We start from the raw sequence: 19,728 nt of genomic DNA on the forward strand, positions 1-19,728 counted from the left end.
CTTTGACGGGGGCCGTTCCATCCGCACGGAACAGCCCCCGCTAATCACGGTTTCCCGCGTGGAGGGAATCCCGGTGCTGGAATTTCAGATGTCCAGCACGAAGGTGAAAGCGGCATCCCAGCCGTCCGCGGTCCGACGGACATCCATCAGACACTCCGGCCGGAAATACTTGTCCAGGTGATTGCGCCGTTCGTCCGGGAAGTACAGCATCGTGGTCAGTACCTCACCGCCCGGGGGCTGCACCTTGACGTGCACGTGGCGCGTGCGGCCCGGGTACACGGCGGGCAGCACCGTCTCCAGCCGCCAGTTCCCGTCACTGTCGGCGAACAGGTGGCCCCGGAGCCGGAACCCCTCCTCGTCGTAGACGCCCTCGTCCCCGACCTGCCAGAAGTCCAGGAGCGCACCACCGACGGGCTTGCCCTCGGGGGTGACGATGCTGCCGTGGAGCAGCAGGGGCGTGCCGCCCTCCACATCGCCTCTGAAGTCGGGCTTGTGCGGGGTGTCGGGCTTGTAGAAGGGCCCTTCCTTCTGCTCCGGAGTGGGCGGGGTTCCGTTGCATCTGACCGTTGGCGTCAGCGTCAGCTTTCCGTCGCCGGCTTCCGAAATCCCTTCCCCGGAAGTGGGATGCAAGACGCTATCCGGCCTCGTGTTGTCCACTGCGAAATTCTCCCTTGTTCAAGGATCTTTCGACTCACGGAAGCATAACGGTCCGACTTTGCACTGACCAGAACGTATCGGCCTGTTAAGGAGTGCTTATTGGCCAAGAGTATCGGGGATCCGTCTTCCGATCTTCAAATTCCTGACCGAGAAATCACCGAAGGCATGGGAGTAAGGCATTTTCACCGTACAGAAAGTGACGGTGCGGCAGAGGGGTATGAGGAGTGGGTCGGAAGAGACGGACGGGCACGCGCAAGGAGGCGTATGTGAAGGGAGTCGGGCTGGGACCGACGGCAGGGCTCGACACCTTCGAGGTCTCCGTGGCTCCTGCCCCGGATCGCAGGATCGCAGGATCCGGAACGGCGGACGACGGACGACGGAGTTTCGTACGTCTGCCTTCGGTGCCCCGCCGCGCTGCCGCGCCTGCCTGACGGTGCACAAGCTCCGACACTGTGGCCGGAGCGGCACGGCGAAGAACCACACCATGAGGCTCAGCCGGTACGGTCCATCGCCGGCCCCGGTTCGTCCGACAAGTGGCGGAGCAATACCGTCCGTGCCCCGGCGAAACAGTCGGCGTCGGGCGGCGCGGTGAGGATGTCCGCCAGGGTGAACAGGTCCAAGGTCCGGCTGAGTTCACGCCAGTCGCTCGGCAGAAGACCACCCGCGTCCCAGTAGCCGGACACGAACCCGTCCACGAAGGAGGGCGGATACAAGTGGGCGAAGCGCAGCATATTGCCGATGTCGTAGAGGGGCGAGCCACTGAACGCTTGTTCCCAGTCCAGCACGGCCGCCACGTCCCACCGGCCGCGCTCTCGTAAGACCAGCACGTTCTTGGGGTTGAAATCGCAGTGGACCAGTCGGCTGTGCCCGCTCACGTCGGCGACCCGGTGCCCGGTCCGCGCGGCAAGCCCGCGCAACGCGTCGGCCTCGCCGGGCGTCAAGGCCTTGCCGTCGCCGGTGGCCAGGCATCGCTCGACGAAACCGGGCAGGTCGACCGCCTCGTCACCCGCCTCGGCCGGCACGAGGTCGGCGTCGTGGAAGGGGCCCGGCCGGGGCAGCCGTACCGCTGCGATCCGGGCCAGGACCCCGCCCACCGCACCACCGAGCTCGGCCGCTTCGGCTACGGTCGGCTCCTCGGCGAGCGCCTGTCCGAGGGGAATGCCGTCGGCGAACCGATAGACCAGCGTGGGCCTTCCCGTAGCGTTCCCGTACGGATCGGACGCAACGACGTCGACCACCGGCACGGTCGGCGCCGCCCGCTCCAGCACAGCCGTCTCCACTGCGCAGGTGTTGCGGTGCATCCGGGTCCCGCTGGAGCGATAGCGACGGAGAACGTACCGCTCCCCCTGTCGTGTCGTCACCAGACGCATGTCGTTGGTGAACCCGCCGGGCAACGGGCTCACCGCCGACAGGCTCAGGCCGGGCAACACCCGTTCCATCAGCCACGCACGGGTCGCGGTGTCGAGGCCGGCATGGTCACCGATCGTCATGACGGCCACCCTTCCCGTTCGCGGCCCAGCTCACGCGGTCCCTGCCGCCAACGGCGGTACGTCTGCGCCCGAGCCGTCCGCGGACGGTCGCGCCGTCCCGTCGCGAGCCACGTGCCGTGCTTCCTCGGCGGCCCGCTCGGCCAGCACCAGACCCCCCGCCGGTCCGGCGAGCCTGCCGAGGGCGGCAGGGACCACGAAGTCGTCGGCGGCATGCTCCGGCAGGCCCGGATAGCCGGCCAGTGACCGGGCGAGTTCCGCCCGCAGCAGGGGGAAGAGACCGGGCAGTACGGCCATCCCGCCCCCGATCACGATGCGTTCGGGCGCGGTGGTGTAGATGATGTCGCGCAGCCCGGAGGCGAGGTAGACCGCCTCCATGTGCAAGGCGCGTCGAAGCACTTCACCACGCAGCTCCTCCGCCGGCCGTCCCCAGCGGGCGGCGACGGCCTCGCCGCCCGCCATGCCTTCCCAGCAGTCCGCGTGGAAGGGGCAGGATCCCGGGAAGTCGTCCCCCGGTATCCGGGGGACGCTGAGATGCCCCATCTCCGTGTGGACCAGGCCGTTGATGACGCGTCCCCCGATCACCGCCCCGCCGCCGATGCCGGTGCCGACCGTCAGGTACACATAGGTGTCCCGGCCCCGCGCGGCGCCCCAGCGGCCCTCGCCGAGCGCCGCGCCGTTGACATCGGTATCGATGGCGACCGGCACACGGAGCGCCGCCGCAATCGTTCCCGCGACGTCCACTCCGGACCACCCGGGCTTCGGCGTCGCTGCAAGGCGTCCGTAGCCGGGATGCGAGCGGCGCAGTTCGAGGGGGCCGAACGACGCGATGCCCACGGCGTCCAACGGCCCCTTCACCGCGGCCTCCTCGAAGAAGGCGACTGCTCTGGCCAGCGTCGGTTCCGGCTCTCCTGTGGGGAAGCGGATCTCGTCCTCGATCCGGTCGGGCGCCGATCCGACCAGGCAGACGAACTTCGTCCCGCCGGACTCGATCGAGCCCAGCCGCGGCCCGTTCACGCGCCCACCGGCCAGCCGTCCGCGCCGGCCGGGCCGACGTCGGAGCGGATGACCACCTTCATGGCGTCGTACCGACTGCCCATCCCGTCGCGGCCGACCCCGCCCAGCGCGCCGAGCGCGTCCTCGTACGCCTCCAGTGGGAACTCGTGCGTCACCAGGCGTTCCAGTCCCAGGCCGCCCGCCAGGTCGACGGCCACGGGGAAGGTGTCCCCCCGGAAGTCACCGGCACCGATCAGCCGGATCCCGCGATTGGTCAGCCGGAGCGGCCGCAGCGGCACGCTGTAGCTGTCGTCGAAGCCCATGAGGACGACCCGGCCGCCGTCGTCGACCAGGCGCAGGGCATCCTCCAGACCGCTCCCGGTGGTGTCGAACACGACGCCGGGCCGATCGCCTCCGGACGCCTTGACAAGGGCCTCGGCCGCGTCCGTTCGGGACACGTCCACCACATGCTCGAACAAGCCGCGTGCCGCGGACAGTCGGAAATCGTCCGTCTCGGCCACGATGACGCGCCGCGCGGTCCGCGCGGCGACCAGGGCGACGAGCATGCCGATCGGTCCCGCGCCCAGTACTGCCACGGTGTCGTCGACCGTCAGCTCGACCGCTTGAACGTTGTTGAGGACACAGGCGAGCGGTTCGATGAGTACCGCGCTTCGGAAGGGCATCCCGTCGGGAACGCGTCGTACGAACCGCTCCGGCAGCACCACGCCGTCGGCGTATGTCCCGTCACGGTCGACGCCGACCTCCGTCCCCGTCTTGTTGCGGCAGAAGTTCGTCGCCCCGCGCACGCAAGGCGCACACCAACCGCAGTACAGCGTCGGGTTGACCACCACTCGGTCCCCGACGGCGAGCGACCGCACCCCGGCGCCCACCTCCTGGACCAGACCGACCGACTCATGGCCGAGCACCACACCCGGCCTTGCCGGGAAGCGGCCTAGGAGAATCTTGCGGTCGGTCCCGCAGATCCCGGTGCCGACGACCTTCACCACCACGTCGTCGTCAGCGCCGATGCGTGGCGCCGGACGCTCTTGCAGCTCGACGGACCCGGGCCCCAGGTAGACAAGTGCGCGCACAGGTACCTCCCTCTCGGTGTGCGGCAGCGATTGCTGCCGGCGCCGTGCAAGGCGAAGCTGTGTTCGGCCATCGACGTTAGCGCAGGGCCACCTGCTGGGAAACGGCGCTTCTGAGCCGTTGGGCGCGCCGTCTCGACCCTGTCGGGCGCCGCCCCTTCGTCCCCGTTCCCGTTCCCGTTCCCGCCGAGAATTACGTCGATGACTGTTTGTCAGAACTCCTGACGGTGCGCCCGTCGGCCGTACGGAACTCCGGGGTGGGGTGGGTGTGGACGACCCGTGCGCCCTCCGAGTCCTGGGCCTCCTCGGTACGCAGGCTTGTACACCGGGCCTCGGCGGTGAGGCCGTCCGCCCAGGCGGCCCGCAGCTGCGGCCCCTGGGGCTGACGGTCCAGAATTCCTCCGTAGAACACGGCTGCGCCCGCGGCGGCTACGAGATGGACGACGGCAATGACCACGGCTCCCCAGGGGTGATCTCGACCCCGCCGGACTCCCCTACCGTTCGACAGCCGAACAACTGTATCGGCGGTCGTGATCTCGTGGACGCCGTCCGTTCGGCAAGGGCTGCCCGCTGCCTCAGCCGACCCGGAGCGTTCGACGGGCAACGGGCCTTGGACCGACCGTGCTTCACAGTGCCCGCCGATGGCCTTCCCAGTACGGATCGCGCAGCCGCCTCTTGTACAGCTTGCCGTTGGGATCGCGGGGCATCTCCTCGATGAAGTCGATGCTCCTGGGGCGCTTGTACCCGGCCAGATGGTGTTCGCAGTGGCGCAGGATCGCGGCGGCCAGTGCTTCCCCCGCCTCGTGTGTCCCGGCCGGTTCGACGACCGCCTTGACCTCCTCGCCCCAGTCGGGATGCGGAATGCCGAAAACGGCCACGTCGGCGACCGCGGGGTGGCTGAGGAGGGCGGCCTCGATCTCGGCGGGGTAGATGTTGACACCACCAGAAATGATCATGTCGATCTTGCGGTCGCGGAGGAAGAGGTAGCCGTCCTCGTCGAGGATGCCGAGGTCGCCGACCGTGAAGAAGTCGCCGATGCGGTTCTTCCTCGTCTTGGTCTCGTCCTTGTGGTAGCTGAATCCGCCGGTGTTCATCTTCATGTAGACGGTGCCGAGTTCGCCGGGCGGCAGGCGGTTGCCGTCGTCGTCGAAGACGGCGAGTTCGCTGATCGGCCAGGCCCTGCCGACCGTGCCCGGTTTTTTCAGCCAGTCCTCGGCGGTGGCGAAGGCGCCGCCGCCCTCGCTGGCCGCGTAGTACTCCTCGACACACCGCCCCCACCAGTCGATCATGGCCCGTTTGACGTGGTCGGGGCAGGGCGCTGCGCCGTGAATGGCGTGGCGCATGGCCGTGACGTCGTATCCCCGCTTCACCTCGTCGGGGAGGGAGAGGAGGCGGTGGAACTGGGTCGGGACCATGTGCGTGTGGGTACAGCGGTGGGTGTCGATGAGGCGCAGCATCTCTTCGGGCGTCCACTTGTCCATCACGACCAGCGGGTGCCCGATGTGCAGGGACGCTCCCGCGAACTGGAGGACGGCCGTGTGGTAAAGCGGCGAGCAGACGAGATGGACGTTGCCGTCGAAGGGTTTGATGCCGAAGATGCCGAGGAATCCGCCGAGGTGGCTCTCCTCGGGGAGCTTGCCGGGGAGCGGACGGCGGATGCCGCGCGGGCGGCCGGTGGTACCCGAGGTGTAGTTCATGACCCAGCCGAGGGTGCGGGCCTCGGGCGGTGCGTCGGACTGTCCTTCGAGCAGTTCGGCGTACGGGCGGAAGCCGTCGACCGTACCTACGGCATAGCGGTGGCCGGCCGGAAGTCCGGCCTCGTCCGCGGCCGTGGTCGCCGCCTGGGCGAACCGCTCGTGGGCGATGAGCACCTTGGCTCCGGAGTCGGCAACGATCCAGGCGATCTCGGGGCCGACGAAGTGGTGGTTGACGGGTACGAGATAGAGGCCGGCCTGGGAGGCGGCGAGGTAGGCGGTGAAGAACTCGACACCGTTGGGCAGGACGACCGCGAAGGCGTCGCCCCGTCGGAGCCCGGCCGCGCGCAGTCCGTGGACCAGGCGGTTGGCTGCGGCGTGCAGCCGGCCCGCCGTCCAGCTCTCGCCGTCGGGTGCGATCAGAACCGTACGGCCGGGATCGGCGGTGGCCTGGGCCCAGAATCCGTTGGGCGGCCGGTTCATGAGGCACTCCGTCCGGCGATGCGGTTGATCCGGTCCACGGCGCGCTCGAAGCCGCGGGTCAGATCGTCGAAGACGGCCTGAACGCTGCGTTCGCTGTTCATCCGGCCGACGATCTGACCGACGGGGGTGCCGAGCAGTGCACCGGTCTCGTACTTCTGAATACGGGAGACGGCTTCGGCGACCAGCAGCCCCTGGAGCGGCATGGGCAGGGTGCCGGGACCCGACGGGTCGTCCCAGGCGTCGGTCCATTCGGTACGGAGCTGACGTGCGGGTTTGCCGGTGAGCGCGCGGGAGCGGACAGTGTCGCCCGAGCCCGCGGCAAGGAGTTTGCGGGTCAGTGCGCGGGAGTGGAGGTCCGCCTCTTCCGTGGTCAGCCAGAGCGAGCCGAGCCACACGCCCTGGGCGCCCAGGGCGAGTCCGGCGGCGATCTGCTCTCCGCTGCCGATGCCTCCGGCGGCGAGGACGGGGAGCGGCCCCACGGCGTCGACCACGTCCGGGACCAGGACCATGGAGGCGATCTCACCGGTGTGGCCGCCCGCCTCGTACCCCTGGGCGACGACGATGTCGATGCCCGCGTCCGCGTGGTGGCGGGCGTGTTTGGCACTTCCGGCGAGCGCGGCGACGAGAACATCCTGGTCGTGGGCGCGTCGGACGACGTCGGCGGGCGGCGACCCGAGGGCGTTGGCGAGGAGTTTGATGGGGTGGTCGAAGGCGACGTCGAGTTGGTTGCGGGCGACTTCCTCCATCCATCCGGTGATGCGCCAGCCGGACGCCTCGCCCTCGGCGAGTTCCGGTACGCCGTGCTTGGCCAGGGTGTCCTGGACGAACTGGCGGTGTCCGGCCGGGATCATCGCCTCGACGTCGGCCTCGGTCACCCCCTCCACCTTCTTCGCGGGCATGACGACGTCGAGACCGTACGGCTTGCCGTCGGTGTGCTCCTGCATCCAGTCCAGGTCACGTGCGAGGTCGTCGGGGGCGGTGTAGCGGACCGCGCCGAGTACGCCGAATCCGCCGGCCCGGGTGATGGCCGCGGCCACCGCGGGGAACGGCGTGAAGCCGAAGATGGCGTGCTCGACTCCCAGTTTCTTGCTCAGCTCCGTCTCCATGGGGCGCAGGATGCCGCAGTCGGACATCCGAGGGAAGAGATTTTCTGATGCAGTGTCAGATTCTTTGTTGCGCCGGGGGCCTCCGCGACAGCAGTGGTGACAGTAATCTCTGCGGCGGCAGGAAGTTTCATCGTCGGACGAAATTTCGAAAGTTACTTTCGGGCAGCAGGAAGGGGTTCCGGATGACCGAGGACGCGGCCGGCAGAGGGATCAGCCGACGCAGGCTGGGTGGTGGGATGCTGGCCCTGGGCGGAGCACTCGCCCTGGCGCCGATTCCGTTCGCGGAACGGGCGTCGGCCATGGAGTCGGGGGCGGGGTCGTCGGGTATGCACGCAGGGATCGGGACGAGCGCGTCAACCGGGCAGGCCCGACCGACGCTGCGGCGCGGATCCGCCGCCCGTGCCGGGTTGTTGCAGGGACCGTTGGACCAATTGGTCGTCGATGCGGAGAAGTTCCTCTCCGACTCCCCCAAACACCCTTGGTATGCGGGTGCGGTGCTGCTCGCCGGGCGGGGTGGCACGGTGGCACTGCACCACCCGATCGGCAAGGCTGTGCGCTACGCGGCCTACGACGAGAAGACCGACACGGGGGTGGAGTTCCCGCCCGACCAGCAGATCGCCATGGCCGAGGACACGGTCTTCGACCTGGCTTCGGTGTCGAAGCTGTTCACCTCGATCCTGGCCGTGCAGCAGATCGAGCGCGGAACACTGGAGCTGGAGGCGAAGGTTGCCTCGTATCTGCCCGATTTCGCCGGTGGCGGCAAGCAGGACATCACGATCCGTCAGCTGCTCACGCATACGTCGGGCTTCCGTGCCTGGATTCCGCTGTACAAGGCACCTACGCGGGAGGGGAAGCTGGAGCTGCTCTGGAACGAGGTGCCTGCCAACCCGCCCGGCACGGTCTACCTCTACTCCGACCTCAATCTGATCTCGCTGCAACTGGTCCTGGAGAAGATCACCGGCCGCACGGAGGATGTCCTGCTCCGTGAGCAGATCACTGCTCCGCTCGGTATGCACCGCACTCGGTACAACCCGCCGGCCTCCTGGAGACCGAAGATCGCCGCCACCGAGGATGCCAGGCTCCCCTGGTCCGGCCTCGACCGCGGGCTGGTCTGGGGCGAGGTGCACGACGAGAACGCGTACAGCCTGGACGGCGTGGCGGGCCACGCCGGAGTCTTCTCCTGCGCCTGGGACCTCGCGATCCTTGCCCGTACGCTGCTCAACGGCGGGATCTACGGCCGCGCGAGGATTCTCTCCGCGAAATCGGTGGACCTGCTGTTCACGGACTTCAACACCGCGTTCCCCGGCGATGCGCACGGACTCGGCTTCGAGCTCTATCAGCACTGGTACATGGGGGCGATGGCAACCCCTCGTACCGCAGGCCACACCGGTTTCACCGGTACCAGTCTGGTCCTGGACCCCACGACCGACTCGTTCCTGATCGTCCTCGGCAACTCGGTTCATCCGGTGCGTAGTTGGCGCTCCGGCAGCGCGCCGCGCGTCGCCGCAGCCAACCAGATGGCGCGCGCCGTCGCAGTCCGTCCCGCCCGGGGGCGTACGGCGTGGTTCTCGGGACTGGCAAGCGCCACCAGCGCCACGCTCACGCTGCCCGCGCTGCGTCTCGCGTCATCGCGGGCCCGGCTGAGCTCGGCCCTCTGGTGGGACACCGAGCCCGGGTCCGATTTCCTCTTCCTGGAGGCGTCGGCGGACGCAGGGTCGACCTGGCAGGCGGTGCCGTTCACCACCGCACCGATGGCCGGTCGACACCAGCCGGAGCCCGAACCGCATCCGACGGGCACGGTCTCCGGCTGGTCCGGCCGGGTCTGGCACCGTCTCGACGCGGACCTCGCCGCATGGCGCGGCAAGGAAGTGCGGCTGCGATGGCGGTACACCACGGATCAGCTGTACGTCGGGCGTGGGGTGTACGTGGACGCCGTCCGGGTCGAGGACGGCAACCGGACGGTCTTCGACGAGAGCCGGTCCGGGGATGCCGCGGGCATCGAGGCGCTGGGATGGACGGCTTCAGCGGACTGAGTCGGGCTGTCGAGCCATTGACCGGCCGTGCCGGGGAAGGGCCGTCCCCCTTCCCCGGCACGGTCACAGCAGCTGGACGGCGAGTGCCGTGATGAGGACGCTGGAGACCAGAGCGGTGACGAGCTGCCCGCGGCTGCTCGTCACCGCCCGGCCGAGAAGCGCTCCCCCACCGGCGAGCAGCAGCTGCCAACTGGCCGACGCCACGAAGGCGGCCAGTACGAACACCGCCCGCTCCAGGTGGTCGGCGTCGGCGGTGGTACGGCTGCCGAGCACGAGCGCCGCGAAGTAGATGACAGTGGCGGGGTTCATCATGGTCATCCCGAGCAGCGTCAGGTAGGACCGTGCCGGACCGACAGGGTCCGTCCCGATCCGGGCCACTGTCCGCCGCCCCCGGTACCGCGCGATCGCCGCCGTACCGCCGCGGACCGCCAGCGCGATCAGCACCAGTGCCGACGCCCATCGCAGAGGCGGCATGACCGGCGTGAGCACATGCGTGAGCGAGGTACCCCCCACCACCGCGACGACCGCGTAGAGACCATCGGCAGTTGCGACACCCAGTGCCGCACAGGCCCCCGTCCTCAGGGACGTCCGGGCAGTGAGGCCCACCAAATAGGTCCCGACCGCCCCCACCGGTACGGCAATGCCGTACCCGGCCAGAAGTCCCGCGACCAGGACGGCGATCATGCGCGTTCGGGAGCCGGTCTCCGCGGTCCGCCGGGCTGCTGCTGACCGTATACCGAGCGGGCGGCGGAAATCGGCAGCAGCGGGGCGTTGATCGATTCCATGGACAGATGGTGGGGTCGGCGCGGCACCGTGGGCAAGGCGTTTTCCTGACGCCGGACCGTCCGGGGCCGGCAGTGCGGCGTCGGCACCCCTTCCACGGGGCGGGTGCCTGCGAAGGAGAATGCTCCGATGACCACATCTCCGCAGAACTGGACGCGCGCCGAGCGACTTGATGCCGACCGGCTGACAGAGGCCCTGTACGCCGAGGCAGGTGTCCGGCTGGTTGTGGAGGGGCCCTGTCCGGGAGGAGAGGTCGGTGCCGCGTACGTGCGGTGGCCCGACGGGCACCGGTCCGTGCTGAAGTGGCGGCCGGACACACAGCTCAAGGATCTGCGGGCGGGACCGTTGGCGGTGTGCGAAGTGCTGCACGCGCAGGGATATCGCTGCCCGTCGACGGAGTTGGCGGTCCAGGTGGATCACGCGGTCGTTCTGGTCCAGGAGTGCCTGCCGGGCACGCCGATGAAGTGTCTGGACCACCATGGGCTGGATCAGGCACTGGCCCTCAACGAGTCGCAGGCGGGGCTGTTGGCCGGGCGTTCGGATGTCCCGTTGATGAACCTGTATCTGCTCGACGACGGCCCCGGCTACTGTCTTCACGGGCCACTGCGTCGGCACAGCCGGCGCAGTGGTGCCCTGGAGCACCGGGTCAAGTCGGTCGGAGCCGATCACCCACACCAACTGCCCGGGCACGACGTCGTGCACCACGACTTTCACCACGGCAATCTGCTCGCCCTCGACGGCTCGGTCACCGGCGTCATCGACTGGGACGGCGCCGGCCGGGGCGACCGCCGTTTCGACCTGGTCACCTTGCGCTTCGGGCTGCATGCGAACGAGCAGGCCCCGGGCGTCACGAGCCGCCTCGACGACATTCTGGACGGCCTGCCCGACGATGTCCTGCGTCCTTCCTGGGCGCATATGAGTCTGCGCATGGTCGACTGGGCCATCAGGCACTTCGCGCCGGGCGACGTAGAGCACTGGCTCGACCTGGCCGAGCAACGCGTGTGACGAGCGGGGGGCACGTGTGCTGCGGCGGGGCTGTGCTGAAGGAAGCGTTGCAGATGTCGGCAGATGGATGACCTTCTGCGGTCAGCGGGTCGGCACGAAATGAGATCCGGCGCGACCGGCTGGGACTACCGATACCACCTCTCCATCGCCCCGGGCACCGAGCCGGCCGGGATGGTCCCAGGAGCCGCAGAGGGCGTGGCTGTGGACGTACAGCGCCGCCGGAACGGTCGTGGTCGCCGCATGGCTGGCCGGCTATCAGCTCCTCGGCCCGCTCGTCGCCGCCGAGCACTATTCGGGGGCGCGTTTCTGGGGGCTCGTCCAGGGCGCGTTCGCATTCGGGCTGCTTGCGGGGACGGTGGTGTGCCTGCGCTGGAAGCCCCACCGCCTGCTGGCCGTTGCCGTCGTCACCGGCTCCGGGCACTGCCTGCCACCGGCGGCATTGGGAATGGGCCTGGCCCTGCCCTGGGTGCTGCTCAGTGCCGTGCTCGCGGGCGTGGGGCTGGATGTCGCCATCGTGGCGTCGACCACCGCGCTCCAACAGCACGTGCCCCAGGAGGAGCCGGGCCGCATGAGCTCGTTCAACGGTGTCGGGGAACGTATCGCCATCCCGCTCGGCTCCCTCATCACCGCGCTCGCCGCACATGCCTGGGCCGATCGGACCGTGCTCCTGGTCTGTGCCGGTGCCATCGTGGCCACCACGGTCCTCAACCTCTGTGTACGGGACGTGTACCGCGTCAATCGCATCTGAGCGTGCGGGCGTGTGCTCGACAGCGCACCCGGTACGCCACCGTCTCAGACCGGCCCGGAGTCGTCCGGCTGGATGCCTGCCCGGCGGGACACGTCCTCACTGTGCTCCAAGTGGCTGCGCCCCTCCTCGCCGAGTTGCCTGAGCACCCCGGCGAGCACCGTCTCGACGGTGGCCAGCGTCGGGACCATGCTGTCGTACGGCGAGGGCGCGGCGACATGACTGGGCAGGACGACGTCGGCGAGGCTGGTCACCGGCGAGAGCCAGGCGTCGGTGAACAGGACGACCTTGCTTCCGCACTGCGCGGCCATCCCGGCGATGACGATCTTGTCCGGTTCGTAGCGCCGGTAGTCGAAGACCACGAGGACGTCCTGCCGGCCGAGACCCGCCAGAACGGCGGTCCGCTCCACGTCACGGTCCGGCAGGATGACCACGTCGCCGCGCAGTTGCATAAGGTGCAGCCCCAGGTACTGCGCCAGCAGATGCGTGAACCGGCCGCCGGCCAGGATGATGCGACGCTTGGGGTGGCAGAGCAGGGAGATCGCCGCCTGCACGTCGTGGGGCGGCAGTTCCCGCAGTGTACGTGCGACCTCGGAGCTGAAGACGTCCTGTCCGCCCTCGGGGCGCGCGGTGTCCGGCCCCTCTTCGTCGTGTGCGCCGGGTGACGTGGTGCCGTATCCCCGTGTGCTGTAGAGCTGCAGGGGTGAGGCGCTGCGCTCCTCCAGCTCCCCCCGCAGCGCCGCCTGGAAGTCGGGGAACCCCTTGTAGCCGAGCCGGTTGACGAAACGGATCACCGTGGGCGCGCTCACCGCGGCGCGTTCGGCGAGCGTGGCCACTGTCTCGAAACCGGCCGACGGGTAGCCGGCGAGAAGCACCCGGGCCACCTTGCGTTCGGCGGGGCTGAGGTCACCGAACCGTTGCCGGATCTCTTCGGCGAGTGAGGACATGGGCCGGGCCACCTTTCCAAAGGGGTTCAGATTACGCGGATCGGCGTGCTCCGGGTGCCCGGGTCGGCTGTCGTCGTGGAGCCGAGAGCTGTGATCAGTGCCGCAAGCAGAGCGACCCTGGGCGGGACCGTCGTCACGTCCAGCCACTCCTCCGGGCTGTGGTCACCGCCGCCGACCGGGCCGAGGCCGTCGAGCGTCGGCACCCCGGCTCCGGCAATGGTGTTGGCGTCGCCGACGCCACCGGTGGCGGCGGCTCCCAGGTCGAGGCCGAGCTCCGCCCCGGCTTTCCGGGCGTGGGCGAAGACAGTGCGGGCCGCCGGGGTGTCCTCCATGGCCGGGCATGCTTCCGTCTGCCGTACGGTGGCCGTGGTGCCCGGTACGGTCAGGTGGGCGGCTGCGGCCTCGATGGCCTGACGTGCACGCTGGATACCCGATCCGGTCGAGGAGCGTACCTCCACATGCAACTCGGCCTCAGGGCAGACGATGTTGATACGGCTGCCGGCTCGGATCATCCCCACATTGACCGTGACGTCGCCCCACCGTCCGTTCATCTGCTGGCAGGCGATGAGCAGGTGTGCGGCGGCGAGCGCGGCGTTCGCTCCGCGTTCCGGTTCGATGCCGGCGTGGGCGGCCCGTCCCGTGACGGTGATCAGGAAGTCCGCCACCCCCTTGCGGGCGATGACGAGGTCGCCGTTCTCCCGGGCGCACTCCAGGCCCAGCCCGTAGTCGACGGCCGCGGCCAGCTCCGCGGTCACCCGGCGGCTGGCCGGGGAGCCGATCTCCTCGTCGGGGGTGGCGAGGAAGACGATCTCCGCGAAGTCCGTCATCCCGCGGCGCAGCAGGATTTCCACGGCGGTGAGGCCGGCCAGCAGGCCGCCCTTGTCGTCGCTGACTCCGGGGCCGTGGGCGAGCGGGCCGTTCCGAATGAAGGGGCGCTGCGCCGCCGTCCCGTCGTCGAAGACGGTGTCCAGGTGTCCGGCGAGAAGGATGCGCCGTCCGCCCTGTTCGGCAGGAAGCCGGCCGCGCAGCCGCCCCACCACCAGGTCACCGAAGTGCATGTCCCGGCCCGGGACCGTGACGGGCGACCGGTCCACCTCGAACCCCAGGCCGGTCAGGCGCCGCACGGTCCATGTCGCGATGCGATTGACTCCTTCGGGGCTGTACGAGCCGGAGTCGATGGACACCAGATGTTCCAGGTCCGCCAGGTAGCGGGGCTGGAGGGCGAGGGCGTCGGCGAGCAGCAGGGCCGCCGTGCCCCGCTGCCGTACCTCGGGCATCACAGGACCTTGGACAGGAAAGTACGGGTGCGTTCCTGCTGGGGATCGCCGAGTACCTGCCGGGGGTCACCGGCCTCGACCACGACACCGCCGTCCATGAAGACGGCCGTGTCCGCGACCTCCCGGGCGAATCCGATCTCGTGTGTGACGACGACCATCGTCATCCCTTCCGCGGCCAACTGCCGCATCACGTCGAGCACTTCCCCGACCAGTTCCGGGTCCAGAGCCGACGTCGGTTCGTCGAAGAGCATCAGTTTGGGCTTCATCGCGAGCGCTCTGGCGATCGCGACGCGTTGCTGCTGGCCACCGGACAGCTGGGCCGGATAGCGCTCGGCACGGTCGGCGAGGCCGACCCGGTCCAGCAGCCGCAGGGCGTCGGCGCGTGCCTCGGCCCTGGTGACGCCCGCGACCTTCACGGGCGCCTCCATGACGTTCTCCAGCGCTGTCATGTGCGGGAAGAGATTGAACCGCTGGAACACCATCCCGATGTCGCGGCGGGCGCGGGCGATCTCGCGTTCCTTCAGCTCGTACAGCCGGTTGCCCTGCTGCCGGTAGCCGACCGGGGCGCCGTCGACGGAAAGGCTGCCTCCGTCGATCTTCTCCAGATGGTTGATGCAGCGCAGGAAGGTGGACTTCCCCGAGCCGGAGGGGCCCAGCAGGCAGCAGACGCGGCCGCGTTCGACGGTCAGGTCGATGCCCCGGAGCACGGAGATCTTCCCGAAGTGTTTGCGCACGCCCTCGGCGTGCACCATCGGCGTTTCCACTCTCATCCCTTCGTGTCGGTCGATGCGGCGGGGCCGGTGCGGGAGATCCGGAGTGCGGCGCCCGCGACGAGGCGTTGCAAGGGTCCGGTGGCAGGGGTGGCGGGTGCCGTGCCACGGCCGTAGCGGCGCTCCAGCCAGGACTGCGGCAGGCCCAGTGCCGTGACGAGGATCAGGTACCAGATGCTGGCGACCACGAGCATGGGGATGACCTGGTAGTTCTGGGCGTACACGTCCTGGATGTTGGACATCAGGTCGTGGGCGGAGATCACCGAGACCAGAGCGGTCATCTTGAGCATGTTGATCGTCTCGTTCCCCAGCGGAGGAATGATGACCCGCATGGCCTGGGGCAGCACGATGCGCCGGGTGGTCAGGGCCGGTCGCATGCCGAGCGAGTGGGCGGCCTCCGTCTGTCCCGCGTCGACGGACTGGATACCCGCGCGGACGATCTCACTCGTGTAGGCCGCCTCGTTCAGTCCCAGTGCCAGGAGTGCGGCGACCGCGGGGGTGAGCACCGTGTTGGTGTCCATGTCCAGGAAGGTGATGTGGGTGAACGGGATGCCGATCAGGATGTGTTTGTAGAGGGCGCCCGCGTATCCCCAGAAGATGATCTGGACCAGTAGCGGGGTGCCGCGGAAGACCGAGACGAACGCGTTGGCCAGGGCGCGGAGTACGGGGTTGGACGACAGGCGCATCACGGCTACGAGAACGCCCAGCCCGAGGCCGACGGCCATGGCTGCCGCGGTGAGCCACAAGGTGGTGGCCAGGCCGTTGAAAACGAGGTCGGCGAAGACGTAGTGCCCGACGATGTCCCAGTGCAGGTTCTTGTTCCCGGCGAGGGAGCCGATCAGGCCGACGAGGGCGATGAGGGCTGCCGCGGCGGCCAGCCATCGGCCCCAGTGGCGGATCGGTACGACGGTGATGCCTTCCTCGGCAGGCGGTGCGGGGGCCTGGGCGCCGCGTACGGCCCCGGCGGGTGTGAGGGCGGCCATGTCAGGACACCGCCGCGTTCTTGGTGGCCTGCTTCACCGCGATGGAGGCGGCGCCGTACTTGTCGCAGATCTTGCCGAGCGTGCCGTCGTCGATGAGTGCCTGTACGGCCTTCTGGATCGCGTCGGTCAGCCCGGGAAGCTGTTTGCTGACACCGATGCCGTTGGGGGTTGCCTCGTAGCCGCCGCCTGCGGCGGGGTCCTCGACGACCTCGAAGGCCCGGCCGCCGTCGGCGGTCTTCGCCGTCCAGCCGGCGCCGGGCTTCGTCACCAGGTCGGCGACCACCTTCCTTGAGCGCAGGGCGAGTTGGGCGTCGGAATCTTTCGGGAACGTCTGGATGGAGATGGCGTCCTCGCCCGCTTCGGCACACTTGGCCTGATGAGCCTTCAGCACTTCCAGCTGGTGGGTGGCCGCCTCGGTGCCGACCTTCTTGCCGCAGAGATCGTCGAGCCGTGCGATCCGTTCCGGGTTCCCCTTGACCACGAGGATTCCCGAGCCCGATACGGAGTAGTCCACGAAGTCCAGGACCTGCTGGCGTTCCTTGGTGTCGGTCATGGCCGAGATGACCGCGTCGAACTTGCCGGCCTGGATGGCGGGCACGATGCCGTCGAACTTCTGGGCGGTGAAGGCGAATCGCACCCCCAGCTTGGCGCCGAGCGCCTGGCCGAGGTCGTAGTCGAGCCCGGTGAGCTCGGGCTGCCCCTCGGTCTTGAACATGATGAACGGCGCATACGGTACGTCGGTGGCCACCCGGACCGTGCCGCTGGACCTGACGGCCGCGGGCAGGGAGGCGTGGAGTTTCGCGTCGCGGGTGACGTGCACACCCGCGACGGTGACATCGCCTGCGGGAGCGGCAGCACCACCGACGGCTCCATCATTTCCGCATGCGGACAGCGCCGTGGACGATGCGATCAACAGTGCAGTGGCCGCTACTGCGCGGCGGACTGGGCGGGTGTGCAACACAAACCCCTCTCGCGGAACTGCCGTGCGGTTGGTTCACCGCCGACCGGATGACCGCACGTTACACGGCAGGCCCATTTTGGCCACACTGTAACGCCTGTAACATATCGATAACGGTCGCACGCGATGGCGACGCAAGCCACCAGCTATGGATTCTCCAGCAGCCAACACGGCCCTCACCTCACAGCTCTCACCCCAGCCTCGTTTCAGAACGTCGATCGGTACGGAGATATGTAACGCATCGAATCCACGCCTGGGCCGCCTCGCGCTCCGCTGCGACAGGTGACGCCGGAGGGCCCGCACGCCACCGCAGTCACTCGTTCCGAAATGTTTCGGTATCGCCGCGAGTGCCTTTCGATGAGATGCCAGGCCCCTTCGGGGCACCTATCGGGAAGAGTCCAGGTCGACGGCATCTCAAGCGGCGCCGAATCGCGGTCCTCGCAATCAAACTCGACCAGGACACCCACACCAATTTCGGAAGTCTTTCGTAATGACCTGGCTCGATTCTGTGTATCCGTCCGCGCCCGGAGTGCACATCAATCCACCCGAAGGCCATATAGGCAGGTCAACGCGGTATAGAGAGTCAACCAGAGGGCTTCCCTCATCGAAACATTTCGGAAATGCGGCGTTGACGTTGCCCCTCGGCGGGCGCATACTCTCCCTCGCTCCCCTGCTTCACCGGTCAACTCACCACCACAGAACCGCCGTTCTTCGGCGTGCCCTGTGGCGTGTGCACAACCCCGCGAACGGTCCACCCCCAGTCCGGACGGCTTGCTCCGCTCCGTCCGACAACCGGAAGAAGAGGTTGGAAAGTGATCGTCAATTCCTCGCGCGGCTCAGCACGCCCGCGGCTGCGCACCCGGATCCGAAGGGCTCTCGTCGTCACCACGGCAGGTGTGCTGGGCGCCGTCGGCGTCCTCTCGCTGGCCGGTACGGCGAATGCCGCGAGCACGCTCGGCGCATCGGCGGCGGCAAAGGGACGGTACTTCGGCACGGCCGTCGCGGCCAATCACCTCGGCGAGGCACAGTACGCCTCCACTCTGGACACCGAGTTCAACGCGGTGACACCGGAGAACGAGATGAAGTGGGACGCCGTGGAGGCCACCCGTAACTCGTTCAACTACGGCCCCGCCGACCAGATCGTCAGCCACGCCCAGGGCAAGGGCATGAAGGTCCGCGGTCACACGCTGGTGTGGTACTCACAGCTGCCCGGCTGGGTCGGCGGGCTCGGCACCGACGATCTGCGCTCGGCGATGAACAACCACATCACCCAGGTCATGACGCACTACAAGGGCAAGATCTATGCCTGGGACGTGGTCAACGAGGCGTTCCAGGACGTCAGCAGCGGGGCACGGCGCAGCTCACCGTTCCAGGACAAGCTGGGCAACGGCTACATCGAGGAGGCGTTCCGTACCGCGCGCGCGGCCGACTCCGGCGCCAAGCTGTGCTACAACGACTACAACACCGACGGTCAGAACGCGAAGAGCAACGCGGTCTACAGCATGGTGAAGGACTTCAAGCAGCGCGGTGTGCCGATCGACTGCGTGGGCTTCCAGTCGCACTTCAACAGCGCCTCTCCCGTCCCCAGCGACTACCAGGCCAATCTGCAGCGCTTCGCCGACCTCGGCGTCGATGTGCAGATCACCGAGCTGGACATCGAGGGTTCCGGTTCGGCCCAGGCCACCAGCTACGGCAAGGTCGTGAATGCCTGTCTGGCCGTGTCGCGCTGCGCCGGCATCACCGTCTGGGGCGTCACCGACAAGTACTCGTGGCGCAGCAGTGGTACCCCGTTGCTGTTCGACAGCAACTACAGCAAGAAGCCGGCGTACGACACGGTGCTATCCGCACTCGGCGGCACGAGCGGTGGCGGCAGCGGTGGCGGTACGGGCGGCGCGACCTGCACAGCGACCTACACCAGGACGGACACCTGGAGCGACCGCTTCAACGGGCAGGTGACGGTGAAGGCCGGGAGTTCCGCGATCACCGGCTGGACTGTGCCGGTGACCGTGACCTCGCCGCAGCGGATCTCCACGACCTGGAACGGCAGCCCCACTTGGGACGGCAGCGGCAATGTGATGACGATGAAGCCGAACGGCAACGGCAGCCTGGCGGCCGGGGCGTCGACGACCTTCGGGTTCACTGTCATGACCGACGGCAACACATCGGCGCCCACGATCGGGGCCTGCACCGCCTCCTGACCGTCCGGCATCCGACAGCGAAATGAGGGCGCGGCGATCCCTGATCGCCGCGCTCTTGCGTGTCACACCGACGGCCGGTCAGTAGGAGTGGTCGGCGGTGACGTCGGCGGAGAGGTGGCGGGTCTGTTCCGCTGTGGCTGCGCGAAGGGTGAGAAGGGTCTGGGTGAGGGCGTCGACGGTGACGAGGTGGGCGATCCGGCTGGCTGTGGTTTCCAGTCCGAAGACGAGGTCCTGCCCCCCCCGGCGACGAGAGTGTGCGTACTGGTCTCGCTCAGGGGCGACTGGGCGTAGCTGGTGAGGCCGATGACCTCGGCCCCTGCATGGCGGGCGCGGCGAGCGGTGTCGACGGTGCTGCGGGTGGCGCCGGTGTGGCTGATGGCCAGGCACACGACGCGGACACCCCGCGTGCCGCCGCCACCGAGCGGCAACTCCCGGTACGCGATACGGCCCCGTCACGCCTCGCCGGCGCTGCCGCACTCCGGCGCGGCGAGCGCAGGCGTCGGTCGGGACCTGGGCGT

At 68.8% G+C, this 19,728-nt stretch carries 17 protein-coding genes and 1 pseudogene; 4 read left to right on the forward strand and 14 right to left on the reverse strand.

Going from position 1 to position 19,728, the window contains the following annotated elements; translation table 11 throughout:
• Nucleotides 1-84: 84 nt before the first annotated feature.
• The 7 genes from ACFVYE_RS38315 to ACFVYE_RS38345 all read right to left on the reverse strand — a co-directional run bounded on the left by ACFVYE_RS38315 (nt 85) and on the right by ACFVYE_RS38345 (nt 7,511).
• A complete protein-coding gene (locus ACFVYE_RS38315; protein ID WP_383971003.1) occupies nt 85-630 on the reverse strand; it encodes a hypothetical protein in 546 nt (181 codons plus the stop codon).
• Nucleotides 631-1,148: 518 nt separating this feature from the next.
• Nucleotides 1,149-2,147 carry a phosphotransferase family protein gene (locus ACFVYE_RS38320; protein WP_389608489.1) on the reverse strand — a complete coding sequence of 333 codons (999 nt, stop codon included), beginning with the start codon at nt 2,145-2,147 and terminating at the stop codon, nt 1,149-1,151.
• A 30-nt stretch (nt 2,148-2,177) separates the two neighbouring features.
• Nucleotides 2,178-3,161: an ROK family protein gene (locus tag ACFVYE_RS38325; RefSeq protein ID WP_389608490.1), complete on the reverse strand. Its 984-nt coding sequence runs from the start codon at nt 3,159-3,161 to the stop codon at nt 2,178-2,180.
• On the reverse strand, nt 3,158-4,231 hold the full coding sequence (locus ACFVYE_RS38330) for a zinc-binding dehydrogenase (RefSeq protein ID WP_383978307.1): 1,074 nt from the start codon (nt 4,229-4,231) through the stop codon (nt 3,158-3,160). The genes ACFVYE_RS38325 and ACFVYE_RS38330 overlap by 4 nt, the downstream gene beginning before the upstream one ends.
• A 190-nt stretch (nt 4,232-4,421) precedes the next feature.
• Nucleotides 4,422-4,685: a hypothetical protein gene (locus ACFVYE_RS38335; protein WP_383978304.1), complete on the reverse strand. Its 264-nt coding sequence runs from the start codon at nt 4,683-4,685 to the stop codon at nt 4,422-4,424.
• 169 nt (nt 4,686-4,854) lie between these two features.
• Nucleotides 4,855-6,405 (reverse strand): acyl-CoA synthetase, encoded by a 1,551-nt coding sequence (locus ACFVYE_RS38340; protein ID WP_383978301.1) that lies wholly within the window; start codon nt 6,403-6,405, stop codon nt 4,855-4,857.
• Nucleotides 6,402-7,511: an NAD(P)H-dependent flavin oxidoreductase gene (locus ACFVYE_RS38345; protein ID WP_383978299.1), complete on the reverse strand. Its 1,110-nt coding sequence runs from the start codon at nt 7,509-7,511 to the stop codon at nt 6,402-6,404. The genes ACFVYE_RS38340 and ACFVYE_RS38345 overlap by 4 nt, the downstream gene beginning before the upstream one ends.
• Nucleotides 7,512-7,693: 182 nt before the next feature.
• Here ACFVYE_RS38345 and ACFVYE_RS38350 point away from each other — a divergent pair, with 182 nt between their 5' ends.
• A complete protein-coding gene (locus ACFVYE_RS38350; RefSeq protein ID WP_389608491.1) occupies nt 7,694-9,544 on the forward strand; it encodes a serine hydrolase in 1,851 nt (616 codons plus the stop codon).
• Nucleotides 9,545-9,607: 63 nt separating this feature from the next.
• On the opposite strand, the gene ACFVYE_RS38355 is transcribed toward ACFVYE_RS38350, so the two are convergent.
• Entirely contained in the window at nt 9,608-10,228 is a 621-nt protein-coding gene (locus ACFVYE_RS38355; protein ID WP_383964858.1) for a LysE/ArgO family amino acid transporter, read from the reverse strand.
• A 228-nt stretch (nt 10,229-10,456) separates the two neighbouring features.
• Here ACFVYE_RS38355 and ACFVYE_RS38360 point away from each other — a divergent pair, with 228 nt between their 5' ends.
• Both ACFVYE_RS38360 and ACFVYE_RS38365 read left to right on the forward strand, forming a co-directional pair.
• A complete protein-coding gene (locus ACFVYE_RS38360) occupies nt 10,457-11,332 on the forward strand; it encodes a phosphotransferase (RefSeq protein ID WP_383964856.1) in 876 nt (291 codons plus the stop codon).
• Between the two features lie 154 nt (nt 11,333-11,486).
• A pseudogene (locus tag ACFVYE_RS38365) lies at nt 11,487-12,080 on the forward strand (MFS transporter); the annotation flags it as partial.
• 44 nt (nt 12,081-12,124) lie between these two features.
• Here the strand turns inward: ACFVYE_RS38365 and ACFVYE_RS38370 are convergent.
• From ACFVYE_RS38370 to ACFVYE_RS38390, 5 genes are read right to left on the reverse strand one after another with little or no spacing between them, the layout of a single operon-like run.
• Nucleotides 12,125-13,024, reverse strand: coding sequence for a MurR/RpiR family transcriptional regulator (locus tag ACFVYE_RS38370; protein WP_383964853.1), 900 nt, complete (start codon nt 13,022-13,024; stop codon nt 12,125-12,127).
• Nucleotides 13,025-13,050: 26 nt separating this feature from the next.
• On the reverse strand, nt 13,051-14,301 hold the full coding sequence (locus ACFVYE_RS38375) for a M20/M25/M40 family metallo-hydrolase (RefSeq protein ID WP_389608492.1): 1,251 nt from the start codon (nt 14,299-14,301) through the stop codon (nt 13,051-13,053).
• On the reverse strand, nt 14,301-15,053 hold the full coding sequence (locus tag ACFVYE_RS38380; protein WP_389608498.1) for an amino acid ABC transporter ATP-binding protein: 753 nt from the start codon (nt 15,051-15,053) through the stop codon (nt 14,301-14,303). The genes ACFVYE_RS38375 and ACFVYE_RS38380 overlap by 1 nt, the downstream gene beginning before the upstream one ends.
• 14 nt (nt 15,054-15,067) lie before the next feature.
• Nucleotides 15,068-16,054, reverse strand: a complete 987-nt coding sequence (locus tag ACFVYE_RS38385) for an amino acid ABC transporter permease (protein ID WP_383964845.1) — start codon at nt 16,052-16,054, stop codon at nt 15,068-15,070.
• Nucleotide 16,055: 1 nt separating this feature from the next.
• A complete protein-coding gene (locus tag ACFVYE_RS38390) occupies nt 16,056-16,874 on the reverse strand; it encodes an ABC transporter substrate-binding protein (RefSeq protein WP_383964842.1) in 819 nt (272 codons plus the stop codon).
• Nucleotides 16,875-17,863: 989 nt separating this feature from the next.
• Here ACFVYE_RS38390 and ACFVYE_RS38395 point away from each other — a divergent pair.
• Nucleotides 17,864-19,210 (forward strand): endo-1,4-beta-xylanase, encoded by a 1,347-nt coding sequence (locus tag ACFVYE_RS38395; RefSeq protein WP_389608499.1) that lies wholly within the window; start codon nt 17,864-17,866, stop codon nt 19,208-19,210.
• Between the two features lie 62 nt (nt 19,211-19,272).
• Here the strand turns inward: ACFVYE_RS38395 and ACFVYE_RS38400 are convergent, their stop codons facing one another.
• On the reverse strand, nt 19,273-19,599 hold the full coding sequence (locus tag ACFVYE_RS38400; RefSeq protein ID WP_389608493.1) for an SIS domain-containing protein: 327 nt from the start codon (nt 19,597-19,599) through the stop codon (nt 19,273-19,275).
• Between the last annotated feature and the right edge of the window lie 129 nt (nt 19,600-19,728).

Source organism: Streptomyces sp. NPDC058239 (genome assembly GCF_042882185.1).
Lineage (GTDB): Bacteria > Actinomycetota > Actinomycetes > Streptomycetales > Streptomycetaceae > Streptomyces.